13 protein-coding genes are annotated in these 21,446 nt (G+C 66.7%); 11 read left to right on the forward strand and 2 right to left on the reverse strand.

The genetic code is table 11. The features are described 5' to 3' along the window. Positions 1 to 210 precede the first annotated feature (210 nt). The 7 genes from AC1D29_RS24050 to AC1D29_RS24080 all read left to right on the forward strand — a co-directional run bounded on the left by AC1D29_RS24050 (position 211) and on the right by AC1D29_RS24080 (position 11,906). On the forward strand, positions 211 to 471 hold the full coding sequence (locus AC1D29_RS24050) for a hypothetical protein (protein ID WP_477902212.1): 261 nt from the start codon (positions 211 to 213) through the stop codon (positions 469 to 471). Positions 472 to 1,176: 705 nt separating this feature from the next. Further along, positions 1,177 to 1,935 (forward strand): PEP-CTERM sorting domain-containing protein, encoded by a 759-nt coding sequence (locus tag AC1D29_RS24055; protein WP_477902214.1) that lies wholly within the window; start codon positions 1,177 to 1,179, stop codon positions 1,933 to 1,935. A 164-nt stretch (positions 1,936 to 2,099) separates the two neighbouring features. Further along, on the forward strand, positions 2,100 to 4,934 hold the full coding sequence (gene galA, locus AC1D29_RS24060; RefSeq protein ID WP_477902216.1) for a beta-galactosidase GalA: 2,835 nt from the start codon (positions 2,100 to 2,102) through the stop codon (positions 4,932 to 4,934). Next, positions 4,934 to 6,964: a glycoside hydrolase family 2 protein gene (locus AC1D29_RS24065; protein WP_477902218.1), complete on the forward strand. Its 2,031-nt coding sequence runs from the start codon at positions 4,934 to 4,936 to the stop codon at positions 6,962 to 6,964. The genes galA and AC1D29_RS24065 overlap by 1 nt, the downstream gene beginning before the upstream one ends. Further along, the gene (locus AC1D29_RS24070) at positions 6,946 to 8,949 is read left to right on the forward strand and encodes a glycoside hydrolase family 127 protein (RefSeq protein ID WP_477902220.1); all 2,004 of its coding nucleotides are present in this window, start codon (positions 6,946 to 6,948) and stop codon (positions 8,947 to 8,949) included. Before AC1D29_RS24065 ends, AC1D29_RS24070 begins: the two co-directional genes overlap by 19 nt. A 44-nt stretch (positions 8,950 to 8,993) precedes the next feature. Then, positions 8,994 to 10,259, forward strand: a complete 1,266-nt coding sequence (locus tag AC1D29_RS24075; protein WP_477902222.1) for a glycoside hydrolase family 27 protein — start codon at positions 8,994 to 8,996, stop codon at positions 10,257 to 10,259. A gap of 12 nt (positions 10,260 to 10,271) precedes the next feature. After that, entirely contained in the window at positions 10,272 to 11,906 is a 1,635-nt protein-coding gene (locus AC1D29_RS24080) for a DUF5597 domain-containing protein (protein WP_477902224.1), read from the forward strand. 405 nt (positions 11,907 to 12,311) lie between these two features. Here AC1D29_RS24080 and AC1D29_RS24085 read toward each other — a convergent pair whose 3' ends face one another. Both AC1D29_RS24085 and AC1D29_RS24090 read right to left on the reverse strand, forming a co-directional pair. After that, positions 12,312 to 12,905, reverse strand: a complete 594-nt coding sequence (locus tag AC1D29_RS24085) for a hypothetical protein (RefSeq protein ID WP_477902226.1) — start codon at positions 12,903 to 12,905, stop codon at positions 12,312 to 12,314. Between the two features lie 361 nt (positions 12,906 to 13,266). Further along, positions 13,267 to 14,319: a LacI family DNA-binding transcriptional regulator gene (locus AC1D29_RS24090; protein ID WP_477902228.1), complete on the reverse strand. Its 1,053-nt coding sequence runs from the start codon at positions 14,317 to 14,319 to the stop codon at positions 13,267 to 13,269. A 320-nt stretch (positions 14,320 to 14,639) separates the two neighbouring features. On the opposite strand from AC1D29_RS24090, the gene AC1D29_RS24095 reads away from it, so the two are divergent. From AC1D29_RS24095 to AC1D29_RS24110, 4 genes are all read left to right on the forward strand, one after another. Next, positions 14,640 to 16,241: a glycoside hydrolase family 43 protein gene (locus AC1D29_RS24095; protein ID WP_477902230.1), complete on the forward strand. Its 1,602-nt coding sequence runs from the start codon at positions 14,640 to 14,642 to the stop codon at positions 16,239 to 16,241. 90 nt (positions 16,242 to 16,331) lie between these two features. After that, positions 16,332 to 17,957, forward strand: coding sequence for a glycoside hydrolase family 43 protein (locus AC1D29_RS24100; RefSeq protein ID WP_477902233.1), 1,626 nt, complete (start codon positions 16,332 to 16,334; stop codon positions 17,955 to 17,957). A gap of 108 nt (positions 17,958 to 18,065) precedes the next feature. Continuing rightward, complete coding sequence (locus AC1D29_RS24105) at positions 18,066 to 19,721, forward strand: glycoside hydrolase family 43 protein (RefSeq protein ID WP_477902235.1); 1,656 nt, start codon at positions 18,066 to 18,068, stop codon at positions 19,719 to 19,721. A 59-nt stretch (positions 19,722 to 19,780) separates the two neighbouring features. Further along, positions 19,781 to 21,316 (forward strand): alpha-N-arabinofuranosidase, encoded by a 1,536-nt coding sequence (locus AC1D29_RS24110; RefSeq protein ID WP_477902237.1) that lies wholly within the window; start codon positions 19,781 to 19,783, stop codon positions 21,314 to 21,316. The last annotated feature ends 130 nt before the right edge of the window (positions 21,317 to 21,446 follow it).

Genomic DNA, 21,446 nt, shown 5'->3' on the forward strand with positions numbered 1-21,446 from the left:
GCCCACCTTTGAACAACATCATCCGATTTGCTTGGGGTACCGAATCATGGCCAAGTCGAATTCCGCCGCTACCAAGTCCGGACGCTCGTCAGGTTCGCGCCAATACATGACGCCGTCCCAGATCCGTGCATACCTGCTTGCCCGCGAGACGCTACGCCGCGCCAAGCAAAAAGCGTCGGGACTGAACTCACAGGCAACGGAGGCTCGGAGATGAGCGCCGAGTGCTATCAAGTTTGTGTTCCTGACGGTAGACGACTGACCGGCTTGACGGTCGCTGGCCAGCGAGTTCCCATCCTGCCCGGCGAGTACCACGTTCATCGCCTGCCGCCCAAGGCAGGGGTGCCGGGTGAAACGACGTTGCGTTTCGTCGGCGCGCATGGTGGAGAGAACGACGTCCACATCAGGCTGCACGAGGGGGCCGACCTGTGCGCAACGTTAGCGGTTGAAGTACAGGCGGTAAAGGCGCTCTGATTGAGCCCGTGGTGATCTGCAACTCAGCGGTGGTGTGGCACGTCCACAAGGGGTACGAATGAGTCGGCTCAACGAACATCAACCTTGCCGGGCTCCACGCGCTAAGGTTTATACAGATCCAGTCTGAAAGCGAACGAAATGGGCCCGCCCTCGTCGCGAGTGTGTCGATGCGATGAAGATGGGCCGAGGTGCGGTGATCGCCTTGTTCTGGTCGCCCGCCCTTCGTCGCAGGGCCCATGCGGACCGGGCGGTATTGACCTAGATGGTGCTCGATCTGCTTCCTGAATCCCCACTTTGCCCATTGCTGCGACGCAGGGCCATGGCCCGCCGACCGGTTTGATTGGCTGTTCGTCCTGCGCGATGCTCAGCGAGATTGATCGATGACGTGCTATCTGCCCCCCAAGGCGCCGGGCTTCTCGATCACGACGAATGCAGAGTCGCTTGAGCTCTGTCTTTTCCAAGCCTGAAGCGGGCCTATCGCAACCCACCGTCGCGGGCCTGACGATCACGTTCCGAACGCGGCGCACTCCCACCTCGAACGAAGGCAGGAAGCCGCAAGGACCCTTGCGCTGGGGGTGATAGGTGTTTTTACTGGTATTACCAATATACAGATTTGATAAACTGGTCATACCGCGCAAGCGCTGTACCGGCGTTATGCGATGGGCGGGCGCGGCACCCGAACCCGACGACAACACTGGAGACACCATGCTGAATCGATACAAGACCGTCTTAGCTGCCTCGCTGATCGCTGCATCCCACCTGGCTGCCGCCGACATGGCGGAGGTGAGGATTTCGAACTTGACGCTGTCAACCTCAGGTGGCGAATGGTGGTACTACCTGCCCACAGAGGTGGAGTGGGTTTCCAAGACCGCAGGTGCATCCAGCGCTCTGCTGAATCCCAGCTTCAATGACAGCGTTATCGGATGGCACGGCAATGCGCTGGGCGCCTCGGTAGCGAACCAAATGTCCTCGGCCCAGGCCGGCCTCACCGCCAAGACTTCCAGCGACCTCAATGGCGTGACGGCATTTGCCTCCGTCCAAGTCGACGGCGGCCAGTCCGGATGGGCTTTTGCCAAGGTTTTCGACGGCCAGATCATGGTGAGCGGCAACACCACGATCACGGTCAGCGCCACGCTGGACGGCATCCACGCCAGCGGTTCGATGGCGCAGGCCAACGCCTACATCGAACTGTGCAGCACCGACTTCGTCACCGATACCTGCGATTCGGCCAACTACGTCGAAGCCTTCATCGACGCCAGCTCGCCTAACTACGGGGGCCCCACCCTTCTGACCGCCTCCTGGACCAATCCCGGGGCCACCACCTGGGCAAAGATGCGCATCGGCCTGACCGCCTCCGCGGACTCCGTGTCCGCCGTCCCGGAACCGACCACCACAGCCCTCTGGCTGCTCGGCCTTGCAGCCGTGGGCATCAGCGCACAGCGCCGCCGCCGCCGCAACGATTAACTGGCTCGTCTCCGAGTCGGCCAGGCACACGTTGACCTGGTTTTGTCGCGCGGTCTTCAAAAGGGGCCGCGCGACCTATTTTTTCCTCGATTGAGCCCCGCCCGGACCTCCGCAGCCGCCGGGGCTTTTCCATTTCGAGCGCCCGATCCATAGAGAGTTGAGTCATGCCCCGCGCGTCTTGCATCCCGTATTGGCTGATTGCCACGATCGTCGCCCTGCTCGCACTGGCGACAGGCCCCGCACAGGCCGCTGGCCGCGAGCGCCTCTCGCTCGACAGCGGCTGGCTCTTCCACCGCGGCGACGTGCCGATGCCGGCGGTCAAGGGCCATGGCATGAGCTATCACAACGGCAAGGCCAACGGCGCCTGGGGCGCTGCCGCCGCCGATTTCGACGACTCCAGCTGGCGGCGCGTCGACCTGCCGCATGACTGGGCAGTCGAGAACCCGTTCGACCGCAACGAGAACGCGTCGCAGGGCTACCGCCAGCGCGGCTTCGGCTGGTACCGGCGCTACCTGCCCCTGCCCGAATCCGACCGCGGCCGCCACATCGAACTGCAGTTCGATGCCATCGCCACCCACAGCACGGTCTGGGTCAACGGCATCGTCGTCGACCGCAACTGGTCGGGCTACAACGGCCGCAGCATCGACATCACGCCCTATGTCCGCTACGGCGCCGACGCCAACACCATCGCCGTGCGCGTCGACGCCGAAGCTCAGGAGGGCTGGTGGTACGAGGGCGCTGGCATCTACCGCCACACCTGGCTGGTCAAGCGCGACGCGCTGCACATCGCCACCGACGGCTTGCATGCCAACCCGGTCAAGCAGAACGGGCGCTGGACGATTCCCGTCGAGGTGACGCTGCAAAGCAGCGCCAAGTCCGAGCGCAGTGGTGTTGTCGATGTGGTCGTCATCGATCCATCCGGCCGCGAAGTCGCCAAGGGCAGCACGCGCGCGCGGGTCAGCGGGCTCGAGTCGGCCGTCGCGCGCATGAAGCTCGATGTGCGCGAGCCCAGGCTGTGGTCGCTGGCGCAGCCCCATCTCTACCATGTGCGGGCGACGCTGCGCGACGGTGCGAAAGAACTCGACCGCACCGAGGTGCAGACGGGCTTTCGCAGCATCCGCTTCGACGCGGACCGCGGCTTCTTCCTGAACGACCAACCGGTGAAGCTGCAGGGCGTCTGCGTCCACCAGGACCATGCCGGCGTCGGCGTCGCCGTGCCGGAGGCAATCTGGGAGTTCCGCCTGCGCCGCCTGAAGGAGATGGGCACCAACGCGATCCGCTTCTCGCACAACGCGCCCGCGGCCGAGGTGCTGGATATCGCCGACCGGCTGGGCCTGCTCGTCATGGACGAGAACCGCAACTTCAACCCCTCGCCCGACTACCTGAAGCAGCTGACCTGGATGGTGCGCCGCGACCGCAACCACCCGAGTGTGATCCTGTGGTCCATCTTCAACGAGGAGCCGCTGCAAAGCACCGAGCCGGGCTACGAGATGGCCAGCCGCATGGTTGCCGCGATCAGGAAGCTCGACCCAACGCGGCCCGTCACGGGCGCGATGCACGGCGGCCTGTTCACCGACCTGAACGCGGCCGATGCGCTCGATGTCGTCGGCGTGAACTACCAGATCGGCGCCTATGACGGGTATCACCAGAAGCACCCCAAGCGACCGATGACGAGCACCGAGGACACCGCCGCCTACATGACCCGTGGCGAGTTCACGAGCGACCGCGCCGGCCAGATGTTCGGCAGCTACGACGACGAGCCCTCCTCCTGGGGCAATACGCATCGCCAGGCCTGGCGTGCCATCGGCGAGCGGCCCTTCATCGCCGGCAGCTTCATCTGGACCGGCATCGACTACCGCGGTGAACCGACGCCCTACGAGTGGCCCAGCGTCGGCTCCTTCTTCGGCGCGATGGACCTGGCCGGCTTCGCCAAGACGGCGTTCTGGATCCACCAAGCACAGTGGGTGAAGGACCGCCCGGTCGTCAAGCTGGTGCCGCACTGGAACTGGGCCGGCCGCGAAGGCCAGGCCGTGCACGTGATGGTCGCCAGCAACGCGCCGCGCGTGCGGCTGCTGCTCAACGGCGCCGTCGTCGGCGAGCAGGACGTCGACCCCTACGAGATGGCGCACTTCAACGTCGCCTATGCACCGGGCCGCATCGAGGCCGTGGCGCTCAAGGACGGCAAGGAGATTGCGCGCGATGTGGTCGAGACGAGCGGCCCTGCAGCCCGCCTCGTGCTGGCGCCGGACCGCCCTGCCCTGGCCGGCGACGGGCTGGACGCGATGCCGGTGACGGTCAGCGCCGTCGACGCCCAGGGCCGGCCGGTGCCGACGGCGACCGCCCGCGTGCGCTTCGAGCTCGATGGCCAGGCCAACCTCATCGGCGTCGGCAACGGCGACCCGAACTCTCACGAGCCCGACAAGGCCAGCGAGCGCAGCCTGTTCAACGGGCTGGCCCAGCTCATCGTGCAGGCCCGGCGCGACGGCCGCGGCGAGCTGAAGCTGCGCGCATCTGCCGACGGCCTGCAACCCGCAGAAGTCGTGCTCAAGCTGCAGCCAGCCGCCGCGCCGCCGAGCGTGCCGACGGCCGAGCCGACGACGCCGCTGCTGAGCTGGCGTGTCTCACCGGCCCACGCCACCCGTCCTGATCCGAATGTCGTGCTGGCCGAGACCGACATGAACTCCTGGGGCTGGGACGAGCCACCGATCCGCCGCGGCGCAGAGGCGCAGGCCTTCCGTCTCTACCGCAGCAGCGTGCCGGTGCGCGCCGACCGCAACGACGGCCGCGCGCAGCTCGTCTTCGGCAGCATCGCCGGCAAGGCCGAGGTCTGGGTGGACGGTGTCAAGCTCGGCGAGAAGGCCGGCGCCGAGCCGGCGCCCTTCGCGGTGACTCTGCCCCAGGGCGGCCCGCGCCGCCAGGTGACCGTGCTGGTGGAGGCCACGGCCGGTCAACCCTCCGGCCTGTGGGGCCGCGTCGTCCTCGAACCGGGCGCCCGCTGATGCTGCGCGCCGCGCTCGCATTGACGCTGAGCCTGCTCGCGCTGCAGGCCCAGGCCGCCCGCCTGTCGACCCTTGTCGGCGGCACCTGGCGCTTCGAGCGCGCCGACGCGGCGGGGGCCGAAGCACCCGGCTTCGACGACGCCGCCTGGGCGACCGTCGCCCTGCCCCACTCCTACAACGGCGTGGACGGCGAGGCTGGCGGCGCCTACTACCGCGGCGCGGCCTGGTACCGCCGTGCCATCGACCGGCCCGCCGCAGCCGGCGCCGGCCGCCGCCAGTTCCTGGAGTTCGACGGCGCGACGATGGCTGCCGACATCTGGGTCAACGGCCGCCACGCCGGCCGCCACGAGGGCGGCTATGCGCGCTTCCGGCTGGACATCACGCCGCTGCTCCAGCCCGGCCGCAACCTGCTGGCCGTGCGGGTGGACAACGGCGCGCTGCCGCAGACCGCGCCACTCGGTGGCGACTTCACCGTCTTCGGCGGTCTGGTGCGGCCGGTGCGCCTGATCGAGACCGACGCCGCCCACATCGAGCTGCTCGACCACGGCGGCCCCGGCGTGCAGATCGACACCGAGACGCTGACCAGCGAACGCGCGCAACTGGCCGTGCGGGTGCAGCTGCGCAACGACGGCGCCGCTCCCGCAGCCCGCGAGTTGCGCGTGACGCTGCGCGATGCCCAGGGCCACGTCGTTGCCGCACAGCGCCAGCCGGCGCAGCTCATGGCCACGCAGGCCGGCATCCTCAGCGCCAAGCTGCAGGTGCCCAGGCCGCATCTCTGGCAGGGTGTGCAGGATCCCTATCTCTACCGCCTCAGCGTCGAGCTGCTGGACGGCAGGCGCGTCGCCGACGCGGTGCAGCTGCCCATCGGCCTGCGCAAGATCGAAGTCGACGCGCAGCGCGGCTTCCTGCTCAATGGCAAGGCCTACCCGCTGCATGGCGTCAACTACTTCCACGCGGGCCGGCCCGGCCGCGGCGTGGCGGTGAGCGATGCCGACATCGACGAAGACCTGCGCATCCTGATGGACCTCGGCGTCACCGGCCTGCGGCTGGTGCATTACCAGCACCCGCCGCATGTCTACGAGCGCGCCGACGAGCTCGGCCTGGTGCTGTGGACCGAGATCCCGCTGAACGCGCTGATCAGCGAGACGCTGGCCTTCCGCGACAACCTGTTCCAGCAGCTGCGCGAGCTGGTGCGGCAGAACCGCCATCACGCTTCGGTCGGCGTCTGGGGTGTCGGCAATGAGGTCTACCGCTCCGACGAGGCGATCACGACGCTGCTGGGCGACCTGCACCGGCTGGCCAAGCAGGAAGACCCGTCGCGGCCCACCACCTATGCCCACTGCTGCGCGCCCGACGACCACACCATGGCCCTGCAGACCGATCTGGCCTCCTACAACCGCTACTGGGGCTGGTACGACGGCGAGTTCACCAACATCGGCCCGTGGGCGGACGCCCTGCATGCCAAGCTGCCGACGCGACCCATCGGCCTCGGCGAGTACGGCGCCGGCGCCAGTGTGCTGCAGCAGGAAGACCCGCCCGCGCGCCCGGGGCCCGGCGCGCGCTGGCATCCCGAGCAATACCAGGCGCTCTTCCACGAGTCCTATGCGCGACAGATCAACCAGCGGCCCTTCCTGTGGGGGCATTTCATCTGGCTGGGCTTCGACCACGCTTCGGCCGGCCGCAACGAGGGTGATGCGCCCGGCGTCAACGACAAGGGCCTCGTCACCTATGACCGGCGCTTCCGCAAGGACGCCTTCCACCTGTGGCGCGCCTGGTGGCAGCGCGAACCGGTGGTGCACCTGGCCAACCGCCGCGCCAGCCTGCGGCGCGCCGGGCCAGCCCTTGTGAAGACCTACAGCAATGCGCGTGAACTGAGCCTGGAGGTCAACGGCCGCCCGGTGGGGCGCGCCCAGGTCGTCGACCGCATTGCCGTCTGGCCGCAAGTAGCGCTGTCACCGGGCCGCGCGACGCTGCGCGTTCGTGACGAGCATGGTCATACCGACAGCATCGAATGGACCGTTCAACCTTGACCTCGCGCACCGACATGACAGCCGACATGAACAGGAAACTTCGCACGGGATCGACCTCCGGCGATGCCTGGGACGGTGAGCTTCCGGCGGATCTCCTGCGACGCCGCATGCTGCAGGCGATTGCCGCGGCGCCGCTGCTGCTCGGCATGCCGGCCGAGGCCGACGAGGCGAGTGGTGAGGAAAGCGGCCCGGGCGAAACCGCGCAGCCTTTCCCCTTGTCGGATGTGCGGCTGCTCGACGGCCCATTTCGCAAATCCGAGAACCTCAATGCGCGCTATCTCGAGTCGCTGAACTGCGACCGCCTGCTGCATAACTATCGGAAAAGTGCAGGCCTCAAGCCAAAGGCGCCGGTGTACGGCGGCTGGGAGGCCGAGGGGCTTTGCCCGGGACACACCCTGGGCCATTTCCTGAGCGTCTGCTCGCTGCTGTGGGCGTCCACCGGGCGGGAGAGTGCGCGCGTCAGGATCGACTACGTCATCAAGGAGCTGCAGGCCTGCCAGGAAGCGGCGCCTGGTGGCCTGGTCTGCGGCTTCCCCGATGGCGATACGCAACTGCGCAACTGCCTGGCCGGCCGGCCTGTCATCGGGGTGCCCTGGTACGCGCTGCACAAGTTCATGGCCGGGCTGCGCGACGTGCATGTGCACCGCGTGAACAAGCGGGCGCTCCCCATCCTCGTGCGTATCGCCGACTGGATCGACGAGGCCGCGCGGCCCATCGACGAGGCGCGCTTTCAGAAGATGCTCGATCTGGAGCACGGCGGCATGAGTGAAGTGCTGGCGGACCTGCATGCACTCACCGGAGAGGCGCGCTACCTGCGCCTGGCCGAGCGCTTCAGCCACCGGGCACTGCTCGCGCCGCTGGCCGAAGGGCGTGACACCCTCGACGGCATGCACGCCAACACGCAGATTCCCAAGGTCATCGGCTTTGCCCGGCTGCACGGGCTCACGGGACAGGCGCAATACCGACGAGCCGCGCGCCACTTCTGGCGCGCGGTGGTCGAGCAGCGCTCGTTTGCGACCGGCGGGCATGGCGACAACGAGCATTTCTTTCCGCCCGCCGAGTTCGAGAAGCATCTGGCCTCGGCCTCGACCATGGAGACCTGTGGCACCTACAACATGCTGCGCCTGACGCAAGCCCTGTTCGCGGCGCAACCGTCGGTGGCCTACGCCGACTTCCACGAACGTGCCCTGTTCAACGGCATCCTCGCTTCGCAGGACCCGGACAGTGGCATGTTCACCTACTTCCAGGCCACCCGACGCACCTATCCGAAGCTCTACTGCTCGCATGAGCATTCGTTCTTCTGCTGCACCGGCACGGGGATGGAAAGCCACGCCAAGCACGGCGACTCCATCTATTTCCACCGCGGGGACGTGCTGTATGTGAACCAATACATGGCGTCGGATCTGCACTGGGCCGACCAGGGCGTGCATCTGCGCCAGACGACCAACTTTCCCGAGCGCGGCGCCAGCCGGCTCACGCTGCGGCTGGAGCGGCCCACCCAGCTCGTTCTCAGGCTGCGCCACCCGGGCTGGTGCAAGCAGATGAGCGTGCGCCTGAACGGCCGCCAACTCATGGCCAGCGACCAGGCCGGGCGCTACATGGAGCTCTCGCGCACCTGGCGCAACGGCGACGTGCTGGATATCGATCTGCCGATGCATCTGCACCTGGCGCCGTTGCCGAACGCGCCTCAGATTGCAGCGCTCATGTATGGGCCGCTGGTGCTGGCGGCGCGCATCGATGGCCCCGCCATGGCGCCCGGTGCCGACCTGGTGGCGCACAACGTGTCCTATGGCAAGAAGTTCACCGAGCCGCTGGAGATCCTCCCGCTGCACCTGGAGGGCGTCGGCCTCGACCGGGCGGTCCGGCGCGGTGCTGGCCCGCTGACGTTCCATCTGATCGGGCCGAGCCCGGGCCAAGCGTACGAGCTGATGCCGTTCCACAGCATCGCGCACGGCTACTCCAACTTGTATTGGCGGCTCAGCTGACGCGGCGATGCCCCTTTTCTACGAATCACCAAGGAACCTGAGAAGTGAAAACAAGGCACACAACACACAAGTCGCTGTTCCACAGCTGGGCAATGATGGCCGCCGCGGCGCTGACCCTGTTCCTTGGCGCGGCAGGCAATGGCTGGGCTCAAAAGACTGAAGGCCTGGCGCTCACCCCGCCCATGGGCTGGAACAGCTGGAACAAATTTGCCTGCGATATCGACGAGCGCCTGATACGCGAGACCGCCGATGCCATGGTCAAGTCGGGCATGAAGAACGCCGGCTACCAGTACGTGAACATTGACGATTGCTGGCAAGGCCAGCGCGACGCCGACGGCAACATCCAGCCCGACCCCAAGCGCTTCCCATCCGGCATGAAGGCGCTGGCGGACTATGTGCATGGCCAGGGACTCAAGCTGGGCATCTACTCGGATGCCGGCGCCACCACCTGCGGCGGCCGTCCCGGCAGCCGCGGCCACGAATATCAGGATGCGCTGGTCTACGCGCGCTGGGGCATCGATTACGTCAAGTACGACTGGTGCGACACCCCGGGCATGAGCGCCGAGCCGGCCTACACCACCATGCGCGACGCGATCGCCAAGGCGGGCCGTCCGATGGTGTTCAGCATCTGCGAATGGGGCATGAGCAAGCCGTGGGAGTGGGCCGGCAAGGTCGGCCATCTGTGGCGCACCACACCCGACATCTACAACTGCTTCGACTGCCAGTTCAATCCCGGTTTCTCGACGGGTCTGGGCGTGCTGCGCATCCTCGACAAGCACGCTGACGCCAACCTGCGCAACTTCGCAGGGCCCGGTCACTGGAACGACATGGACATGCTCGAAGTCGGCAACGGCATGAGCGAGGATGAAGACCGCGCCCATCTGTCGATCTGGGCCATGCTGGCCTCCCCCCTCATCCTGGGCAACGACCTGCGTTCCATGTCCGAGTCGACCCGCCGCATCCTGACCAACGCGGGCGTGATCGCGGTGAACCAGGACAAGCTGGGTGTGCAGGCGCTGCGCGTCCTGGTCGACGGTCCGCTGGAGTTCTATGCCAAGCCGCTCGACGGCGGGGATTGGGCACTGATGTTCCTGAACCGCTCCAACCAGCCTGCCGACGTTCACCATGACTGGAAGAAGCAAGTCCTGGGCGATGACCTGAGCAAGCGGTCAGTCGATTTCAAGCAGGCCGTCTACCGCTGGTCCGACCTGTGGAGCAAGAAGACGGGCGACACCAGCGGCAAACTGCAAGCGCGGCTGGCGCCGCACAGCGTGCTGATGCTGCGTCTGACCGGCCCTGCGAAACCCTAGGGCCCGGCCGCGATGAAGAAGACCTCCCTGATCGCGGCCCTGCTCGCCGCAATGCTTGTCACGCCCGTCAGCGCCGCCGAAGCCCCGCGCCTCGTGCAGCGGGACGGCCACCATGCCTTGCTCGTCGACGGCAAACCCTTCCTGATGCTTGGCGCCCAGGCGCACAACTCCAGCAACTATCCCAAAGCCCTGGGCAAGGTCTGGGCCGCGGCCAACGATGCGCATGCCAACACCGTGCTGATGCCGGTGGCATGGCAGCAGGTCGAGCCCCAGGAAGGCCAGTTCGACTTCAGCTTCCTCGACGTCCTGGTCAAGGAAGCGCGGCAGCAGGACAAGCGCCTCGTGCTGTTGTGGTTCGCGACCTGGAAGAACACCGGCGGCTCGTACACCCCCGACTGGGTCAAGCTCAATGGGAGGCGCTTCCCTTCCATGCTGGACCGCGACGGCAAGCCCAACTTCTGCTTCAGCCCCTTCGGCGAAGAGACGCTCAAGGCCGACAAGCGCGCCTTCGTGGCGCTCATGGCCGACCTGAAGAAGATCGACGCGACCGAGCGCACCGTGCTGATGGTTCAGGTCGAGAACGAGGCCGGCACCTACGGCCTCGTGCGCGACTTCGGGCCAGCGGCCCAGGCGGCCTTCGAGCAGCCGGTGCCCGCCGAAGTGCTGGCGCGCCAGAAGCCCAAGGCCGCCGCATCAGGCACCTGGCGCGAGGTCTATGGCGACTACGCCGACGAGTACTTCCACGCCTGGGCCATCGCCCGCTACATCGGCGAGATCGCCAAGGCCGGCCGCGCCGTCTACGACCTGCCGATGTACGTCAACGGCGCGCTGCGCGAGGCGCTGGAACAGCCGCCCAAGCCCTGGCAGGGCAACTTCGCCAGCGGTGGGCCGGTCTGGGACGTCATCGACATCTACAAGGCCGCCGCGCCGGCCATCGACATCGTCGCGCCCGACATCTATACGCCCAACTCCGAGGGGATCAAGGCCAATATGCGCCTGTACCAGCGGCCTGACAACGCGCTGTGGATTCCCGAGATCGGCAATGCCGAGGGCTATGCGCGCTGGATCTACGCGGCGCTGGGCCGCGGCACCCTGGGTGTGGCGCCCTTCGGCCTGGACTACTTCAACTACGCCAACTTCCCGCTGGGCTCCAAGCGCACCGACAAGACCATGGTCGAGCCCTTCGCCCGCGTCTTCGGCGCCTTTCGGCCGATTCAGCGCCAGTGGGCGCAGTGGGCCTTCGAGGGCCGCACGCGCGGCGCCGCTGAAGGCGACGACCGCAAGCCCCAGTCGCTGGAACTGCCAGGCGGCTGGATCGCCAAGCTGACCTACCGCCAATGGCAGTTCTGGGACCTTGCGTGGGACAGCAAAGACGAGCGGCCGGCCGGCACCGAACAGCCCGGCGGCGGCGTGGCCATTGCGCAGATCGGCGACGACGAGTTCCTCATCGTCGGCCAGCGCACCCGCGTGCGCATGGAAGGCGGGCCGCAAGCAAGCGGCTTCATGCTGCGCGTCGAGGAAGGCAGCTTTGACGACAAGGGCCGCTGGCAGATGGAGCGCGTCTGGAACGGCGACCAGGTCGACAGCGGCCTGAACCTGATGGCCGAGCCCATCATGCTCAAGGTCAAGATGGCGCGCACGCGCTGAAGCGATGTTGCTGCGCCTCCAACTGAACGAGCTCAGGGCCGCCAGGAAGGGCCCTGGCCTCTGCATTTCCGACTTCAACCGCGGCGTGAGCACCACGGACCCAGCGGAAGATGCACCCTGTCTCACGGCTCGTCTTCAGGCTGCGTCACCCGGGCTGGCGAAGACAGCTGAGCGTGCGCCCGAACAGCCGCAGACTCATCGACAGTCACGGCGAGCGCAAGCCCACGCCGTCAGCATGAGCATCCGCTCGTCGCGAGTGAGACATGCGTCGCCCTCGCCCTCGCCATCGCCCAGCCTGCCCCCGCTCATGTTCAGCACGCCGGCATCGGGCCAGGCTCGGGGCGCGCCTGCGACGCGCACTCCAGCAGTTTGACGATGCCGTCGCGCAGTTCGGGCCAACCGCCCTCATGCAGCAACTTCGGGCCAGGCGCCAAGCATCAATTCGATGCGACGGCCCGTGGCTTCGATGGCGCGGCGGAGCAAGCCGACCTCGTCTGCCTGGCCGTCCAGCGAGGCGCTGGCATCGATCGAGACCGCGTCGACTCCGCATGCCGCGAGCTGGGCGAACCAGGCACGGTACCAATCGAAAGCGCCGGGGTGGTCGAGGTTGACGCCGCACATGTCGGTGTTCCAGGCGCCGGCCGAGCCCGGGTTGGCGACCTCATCGCAACGCCATGGGCTGCCGGCGATAGGCAGCCCTCGCGCGACCGCTTCGCGGGGGATGCCGCGCGTCAGGTGCACACCGAAGCGCAAGCCGAGGCGGTGAACCTGGGCTGCCAGCGGAGCGAAGCCGCATCCCTCCATGGCGCTGGGGAAGCGGTCCGCCGCGGGCTGCGGTCGGCCGTGGGCATCCAGTTGCACCAGGGCAAACGGCGGGCATCCTGAGGCTGTCGCGTCCGCCACATACCACTCGGGCGCGACCATGGCGACGTCGTAGCCAGACGGCAACAGGCGCTCGGCCAGGATGCTCGCATTCGCCAAGTACCCGGCTTCAGTCATCGGGGCGCCAAGACCATCCCGGCTGCTCCAGCCCATTGACGGCGCGGAACCGCATTCGTCGCCGGGCTCGCCGTTCCCCGCCGTCACCGCAAATCGGTCGCTCGCGGCATCGTGACGATCACGCGAGCCGCCTAGACCAGGCCTGGGAGCCATCATCGGAAAAGAGCCCGCCGGAGAGATTGTGTTCAACCTGGATGAGGACATAGGACGCTTGAAGGCTCGCACCTTGATTCGACGCCGAATTGAAGTTGATTCGGCGCCGAATCAACGGAGGAAAATAATTGCGGCCGTGCCGCGCAAGCATCGTAGTTCGGTCGACGGTCGAACTAACTAGGGAAAAACCTAGCCACTTTCCTGCGTGTCAAGGGATGGTCAGCGGCTCGCTTCGAGGTCCCGGCAGCGTTCGCCTGTGAACAAGCTCGACCGGCATGACGATGTCGCGAGGGCCCTGGTAGGCCTCACCACGGCGCTGCGCCTCGATCAGCTGCATCAGGACCTCAACCGCGCGACGACCCATCTCAAGCAGGGGCTGGCGCACGGTCGTCAGGCGCAAGGTGCGGGCCATCAAGGTGTTGTCGAAGCCGGTGATCGAGATGTCCCGAGGAACGCTCAGCCCGCAGCCCTCCAGCGCGTCGATGCAGCCGAAGGCGATGTCGTCGCTGCCACAACAGACCGCCTCGGGCAACGGCTGACCGCGGTGGCGTTCCATCCATTCCTGCATGGCCTGCCTACCCCCTTCGGACGTGAACCAAGTGCGAATCACGTGGTCGGAAGCAACTTCCACCCCGGCTTCGGCATGGGCGCGCAGGAAGCCATCGACGCGATGGTCTGCTCCCTTGGTGCGCATCGGTCCGCCCACACAGAGGATTCGGCGATAGCCAAGCCCAAGCATGTGGCGCGCGATGGCATAGCCGCCCGCTTCATCGTCCGCCTCGACGTTCACCTCGGCCCGCAGCAGCCTGCCGGCGTGGATCGTGACCAGGGGTGTGTGCGGTGGCAGCCAGGTCGTGGTGTCGTCTTCCAGGTAGGGCGCCAGCACGACGAGCCCGTCGACACGGCCGTCGCACAAGGCCGGAATGCGCTTGGGTGCTTCTTCCCAGCCGCCAAGTGGAAAGATGCACGCGGTCTGGTGGGCCTCCGTCGCGCCCCGCACGACGCCGTTGAACACCTCCAGGAAGTAGAGGTTGGGTTCCTCATGGGCGATGTTGGCGACGAAACCGATGGCGTTGGTGCGTTGATACGTCAGCGCACGCGCGGTCGCGTTCGGCCGGTAGTGCAGGCGCTCCGCCGCCGCCAGCACCCGCTCCCGCGTCTCGGCCGATACCCGCGTCGAACCCCTGGCGCCGTTGAGCGCGCAGGACGCCGCCACATCGGAAACCCCGGCTTCTCGCGCGACATCGGCGAGCGTGGGCAACTTGTGACGACGGCTCTTCGGTGGCTTGGAAGGCTTGGGTAGGGAAGCGGGCACTGTCCGGCGGGCGGGGGAGGACGGGGGCGCCGCACTCTAGCACCGCGCCCTTTCGGAACCCATCAGCACGCCGTGCGTAGGTGTTTGCACTGGTTAGACCACTTTGGTCAAAATTGCGAAACTGGTTATACCAATCGATGGGGGTGCGATGAGGTTCCGTAGCCGGCTGCTGCCTCGGGCCTCACGGCGAGCCACCAGCGTGAGTTGGCCGAGCAACGAGACAAGCTCGACACGCCAGACAACCAATAAAAGTTCACACCTGAGCCATGCGCCTCCCTAGCCTCCTGCACCACATCGCCCTTTGCTGCGCCGCCCTCGCCTGCGGGACTGCGCCAGCCGCCGAACCAGCGCCCGGCGCCAACCCCGTGCTGCGCGACCGCTTCACCGCCGACCCCGCGCCGCTGGTCGTGGGCGACACGGTTTACCTCTACGTCGGCCGTGACGAGGCCAAGGGCGACGACTTCTTCCTGATGAAGGAGTGGCTGGCCTATTCGTCCAAGGACCTGCGCCACTGGACCGCCCACGGCGCCTTCATGAAGCCCACCGACTTCAAGTGGGCCACAGGCGACGCCTGGGCCGCGCAGGTGGTGCAGCGCAACGGCCGCTTCTACTTCTACGCCACCGTGCAGCACAACGACACGCGGCCCGGCAAGGCCATCGGCGTGGCGGTGGCCGACAACCCATTGGGCCCGTTCAAGGATGCGCGCGGCTCGGCGCTGGTCACCGACGCGATGACGCCCGGCCCCTACAACTGGAACGACATCGACCCCACCGTCTTCATCGACGACGACGGCACCGCCTGGCTGGCCTGGGGCAACCCCGTGCTCTACCTGGCGAAGCTCAAATCCAACATGACCGAGTTGGACGGGCCCATCGAGAAGATCGCGCTGCCCAACTACACCGAGGGCCCGTGGCTGTCCAAGCGCAAGGGGCTGTACTACATGACCTACGCGTCCATGGCGCACCAGAACGTCTGGGAGCACCTGTCCTATGCCACCGCGCCCAGCCCCCGCGGGCCCTGGACCTACCAGGGCGTGCTGACCGGCCCGACGAAGAACAGCTTCACCATCCACGCGGGCATCGTCGACGACTTCAAAGGCCAGTCCTACCTGGTCTATCACAACGGCGCGCTGACCCTGCCGGATGGGGAGACCGGCGCCGGCGCCCGCCGCTCCGTCACGATGGAATACCTCTACTACGACGCCGATGGCCGCATGTGGCCCGTGACGCAGACCGAGGCCGGCATCAGCACGCCGCCCCGACCGCCCGCCGGCAAGGTGCCCGCGCCGGCGGACCCGGGTCGCTCCGACCCCCGCGTGGCCGTTCAGCAGTTCGCCCAGGGCTATCCCGAAACCTGGCCAGGCAGCCCGGCGCTGGCCTCGGTCACCCGGCCTTTCGAGCAGGCCCCGGAACCTGTGGGCTTCAAGCGCGACGGCGGCGGCGCCAGCCGCCTGGTGCAGACCTTCACGCCACGTGCCGACATCGCCCTGGGCCGGCTCAGCCTGTACGCCGGCGACGGCCATGGCACGGACGCCACGCATGCCTTGCGGCTGTCGCTGCGTGACGTGGAGGCCGGCACCGAACTGCTCGGCGCCGGCGAGGGCCTGGCCATCGCCTACCGGCCGCAAGGGGCCGGGCTGCTGAGCTTTGACTTCAGCGCCCATCCGCCGGTCGTGCTGAAGTCCGGTCGCCGCTACGCGCTGGCGCTGCAGGGCGAGAAGGACGCGCTGATGATCAATCTGCGCGCCAGCCGCAGCGACGTCTATGCCGACGGCGAGGCCAGCCTGGACGACCGGCCGTTGAAGGACCGGGAGAGCGGCCGCCCCGCGGACTTCGCGTTCGCGCTGTACACGCGCCAGGCGCACTGAGTCGGCCGCAGGCCATCGGTGCATGGCGGCCGCGCGGCCCGCTTGATGCAACCGATGCCCTGGCTCGCATAACGACCCCGGAGACAAGACATGGACAAACGCCCCGACGGCCTGAGCCGCCCGATCTTTTACCTGCTGATGGCTCTCGTCCTCTGCGTCGGGTCTCAGGCCGTTGCGGCGGCAGAGGCTGTACAGGCAGCACCTGCCCACAACCCTCTGATCTGGGCGGACGTCCCAGACATCGCAGTCATCCGGGTAGGAAAAACCTACTACATGAGCAGCACGACGATGCACATGAGCCCGGGGCTTCCGATCATGAAGTCGACGGACCTGGTCAACTGGAGCATGGCCTCCTATGCCTATGAAACCCTCGCCGACAACGATGCCATGCGCCTCGAAAACGGCAAGAACGCCTACGGTGCAGGCTCCTGGGCCAGCAGCCTGCGTCACCACAATGGCGTGTTCTACGCCTCGACTTTCGCCTACACCAGCGGACGCACGCACATCTACACCACGCGCGATCCGGAGCGGGGCCCGTGGAAGGAGACGAGCTTCGAGCCCGCGCTGCACGACCACAGCCTGTTCTTCGACGACGACGGTCGCGTCTACATGGTTCACGGGGGCGGTCGCATCACGCTCATCGAGCTGAAACCCGATCTCTCTGGCATCAAGCCCGGCGGCGTGAACAAGGTTCTCATCGAGAACGTCAACACCATCTTCGGCACCGACCTGGGCGGGCTCAATGGCGAGGGTTCTCAGCTTCTCAAGGTCAACGGCCGCTACTACCTCTTCAACATCGCGTCGCCCGGTAGCCGCTGGGCGCGGACCGTCATCGTCAGCCGCGCCGACACCATCAATGGCCCCTACGAAAGTCGCATCGCGCTCGATGACCGCGGCATCGCCCAGGGCGGCCTCATCGACACCCCGGAAGGCAAGTGGTACGCCTATCTCTTCAAGGACAACGGCGCCGTCGGTCGCATCCCCTACCTCGTGCCCGTGACCTGGAAGGACGGCTGGCCCATGCTCGGCCAAGACGGCAAGGTGGCCATGACGCTGGACATTCCCGCCGCCGCTCAGGGCGTTTCCGGTGTCTCCGGCATCGTCGCCTCCGACGAGTTCGACCGCCGGCCCGGCGACCCCGCCCTGCCCCTCGCCTGGCAATGGAACCACAACCCGAAGCCCAGTGACTGGTCGCTCAGCAAGCGCCCGGGCTACCTCAGCCTTGTCAGCAGCCGGATCGTTTCCACACTGCCCGAGGCCACGAACACCCTCACGCAGCGCACCTTCGGCCCGCGCAGTTCGGCCATCACCAGCATCGACGTGAGCGGCATGAAGGACGGCGACTGGGCCGGCCTCAGCGCTTTCCAGAAGAACTACGGCTTTGTCGGGGTCAAGATGACCGATGGCGCCAAGTCTCTGGTCATGGTGAGCGCCGACGCCGACAAGCCGGAGGAGATCGCCTCGATTCCGTTCACGGGCAAGACCGTTCACCTCAAAGTCGACTGCGAGTTCGAGCCAGGCCCCGAGGTCGCCCGCTTCTCCTACAGCCTCGACGGCAAATCCTGGACCACTATCGGTCGTTCCTCTCGGCTTTCCTACACCGCGCCGCACTTCATGGGTTATCGCTTCGGCCTCTTCTATTACTCGACCAAGACCGCCGGCGGCCGTGTGGACTTCGACTACTACCGGATCGAGCCGGGCGGCGGCTCGCGCTGACCTTCGCCAGCGCCGTTTGCGCGGCTTGAGCGAGGCCTGCTCGACCGGGCTGCCACGGGGTCCTCCCGGGGCACCCCTCAACAACCTATTGACGTTCCACATCCACCCATGCGCCTTGTCAGATCCCTGTACCCCGTCGCCTTCTGCTGCGCCGCGCTCATCGGCGCGAACGCGCTCGCCGCAGAAGCGTCGCCCGGTGCCAACGCGGCGATGAGCGCCAGCGCCCTTGCGGCGGCACCGTCGAACCGTGCCCACAACCCCGTCATCTGGGCCGACGTTCCTGACATCGCCATCATCCGTGTCGGCAAGACCTACTACATGAGCAGCACGACGATGCACATGAGCCCGGGCCTGCCGATCATGAAGTCGACGGACCTCGTCAACTGGCGCATGGCCTCCTACGCCTATGAAACCCTTGGCGACAACGACGCCTTGCGCCTCGACAACGGCAAGCACGCCTACGGTGAAGGCTCCTGGGCCAGCAGCCTGCGTTATCACAACGGCGTGTTCCATGCCTCGACGTTCTCGGCCAATACCGGGCGCACCCACATCTACACCACGCGCGATCCGGAACGCGGCCCGTGGAAAGAGACCAGCTTTGAGCCCTCGCTGGGTGACCACAGCCTGTTCTTCGATGACGACGGTCGCGTCTACATGGTTTACGGCGGCGGTCGCATCATGCTCACCGAGATGAAGTCCGATCTCTCGGGCATCAAACCCGGCGGCGTGAACAAGGTCATCGTCGAAAACGTCAACGGCCTCTTCGGCGCCGACCAGGGCGGGCTCAAGGGCGAGGGCTCCCAGCTTTTCAAGGCCAACGGTCGCTACTACCTCTTCAACATTGCCTCGCCTGGCAGCCGTTGGGCACGCACCGTCACCATCCACCGCGCCGACACCATCGACGGCCCCTACGAAGGCCGCATCGCGCTCGATGATCGCGGCATTGCCCAGGGCGGCCTCATCGACACGCCCGACGGCAAGTGGTACGCCTATCTGTTCAAGGACAACGACGCCGTCGGCCGCATTCCCTACCTCGTGCCGGTGACCTGGAAGGACGGCTGGCCCGTGCTCGGCGAAGGCGGCAAGGCGCCCATGACGCTCGACATCCCCGCCGGCGCGCAGGGCGTCTCCGGCGCCTCCGGCATCGTCGCGTCGGACGAATTCGTCCGGAAGCCCGGCGACCCCGCCCTGCCCCTGGCCTGGCAATGGAACCACAACCCGAAGCCCCATGACTGGTCGCTCACCAAGCGCCCGGGTTACCTGAGCCTCACCACCAGCCGGGTCGTTCCGACGCTGCTCGAGGCCCCGAACACGCTCACCCAGCGCACCTTCGGGCCGAGCAGTTCGGCCACCACCCGCATCGACGTGAGCGGCATGAAGGACGGCGACTGGGCCGGCTTGTCCGCCTTCCAGCGGCAGTACAGCTTCGTGGGCGTCAAGATGACCGACGGCGTCCGTTCTCTGGTCATGGTGAGCGCCGAAACGGACAAGGCCGAAGAGCTCGCCTCCATTCCCCTCTCCGGCAAGACCGTTCATCTGAGGGTCGACTGCGACTTCGAGCCCGCGCCCGAACTGGCCCGCTTCTCCTACAGCCTCGACGGCAAGTCCTGGACCCCCATCGGTCGTCCCTCTCCCCTGAAGTACACCTTCCCGCACTTCATGGGTTATCGCTTCGGCCTCTTCTACTACGCGACCAAGACGGCCGGTGGCCGCGTCGACTTTGACTACTACCGGGTCGGGCAAGGGACGGAAGAGCGTCGCTGACAAGGCGCGATCACTTTCAGCCTTCCTCCACTTCCGCCCCACCTGAATAGACACCCCCTGTGAACCCCATCAAGCACGGCCTCGCCGTACTCGGCCTGATCGCGGCCCCGGTCTTTGCCGCCAACGAGGTCAGCATCAGCATCGACGCCGGCAAGGCCGGCCCGGTCATCAGCAAGTATGTGTACGGCCAGTTCGCCGAACACCTTGGCACCGGCGTCTACGAAGGCATGTGGGTCGGCACGAAGTCGAACATCCCGAACACCCGAGGCTGGCGCAATGACGTCGTCGGCGCGCTGAAGGAGTTGCATGTGCCGCTGGTGCGCTGGCCGGGCGGCTGCTTCGCCGACACCTACCACTGGCGCGACGGCATTGGCCCGCAGGACAAGCGCCCGAGCAACGTCTGGGGGAACCATGTCGAGGAGATCAACGCCGTCGGCACCCACGAGTTCTTCGACCTGATCGACATGATCGGCGCCGACGCCTACATCAACGGCAACGTCGGCACCGGCTCCGTGCAGGAGATGGCCGACTGGGTCCAGTACATGACGGCGGACGGCGGCTCGCCCCTGGCCAGGCTGCGCGCTCAGAACGGGCGCGAGAAGCCGTTCAAGGTCGCCTTCTTCGGTGTCGGCAATGAGTTGTGGGGTTGCGGCGGCAACATGAAGCCCGACCACTACGCGAACCTCTACAGCAACTACGAGCATTTCCTGTGGGCGCCCGAGAAGTCCCGGCCGAAGATGATCGCCAGCGGCGGCAGCGGCTTCGACACCAGCTGGACCCAGATCCTGAGCAAGGAACTGAAGGACCGCACGATCGGCATCACCGTCCACCAGTACACCGTCCCGACCGGCAACTGGGAGGTCAAGGGCAAGGACCTCGGCTTCAAGGAAGGCGAGTGGATTTCAACCCTTGCCAACACCTTGAAGATGGATCAGCTGGTCAAGGATCACGTGGCCGTGCTGGACAAGAACGATCCCCAGAAGAAGATCGGACTGATGGTCGACGAGTGGGGCACCTGGTATGACGAAGTGAACCCCAGAGGCGGGCTGTTCCAGCAGAACTCCCTGCGCGACGCGCTCGTGGCGGCGCTCAACTTCCACATCTTCCATGAGCACGCGGAGCGGGTCACCCTGACCACCATCGCCCAGATGGTCAACGTGCTGCAGGCGATGGTCCTGACGGACAAGGAGAAGATGGTCCTGACCCCGACCTACTACGCGTTCCAGATGTATGCACCGTTCCAGGATGCCAGGTCGCTGCCGCTCGCCATCAAGGACAACACCAGCTACACCCTGGGTGCCGTGACCATTCCGGGCGTGAGCGCTTCGGCAGCACGAGCCAAGGACGGCAAGGTGTACCTCGCGCTGGTCAACGCCGATCCATCCAAGGCGGTCGATGTCGCCATCAACGTTGCGGGCACGAAGGTCAATGGTGCGGCCGGCAAGGTGCTGACCTCAGCCGCGATGGACGCGCACAACACCTTCCAGAATCCGCAGGTCATCAAGCCGGCGGCGTTCAGCGCGCGTGCCGCGGGCGGCAAGCTGTCGATCAAGGTGCCAGCCAAGGCCGTGATGGTGGTCGCGTTGGAGGAGTGAACGCCTCGCGCGCAAGCGCCTCGTGATCGCGCCTGCGTACGCCAGCGATGTTGCGCAGCTTGTCCGCTGCTCACGCCCACCGAATCGCTGTTGAACTTGCATGCCAGACTGCTCGTCAGAAAACTTCTTT

The sequence above is a fragment of the Roseateles sp. P1_C6 genome (assembly GCF_056406315.1).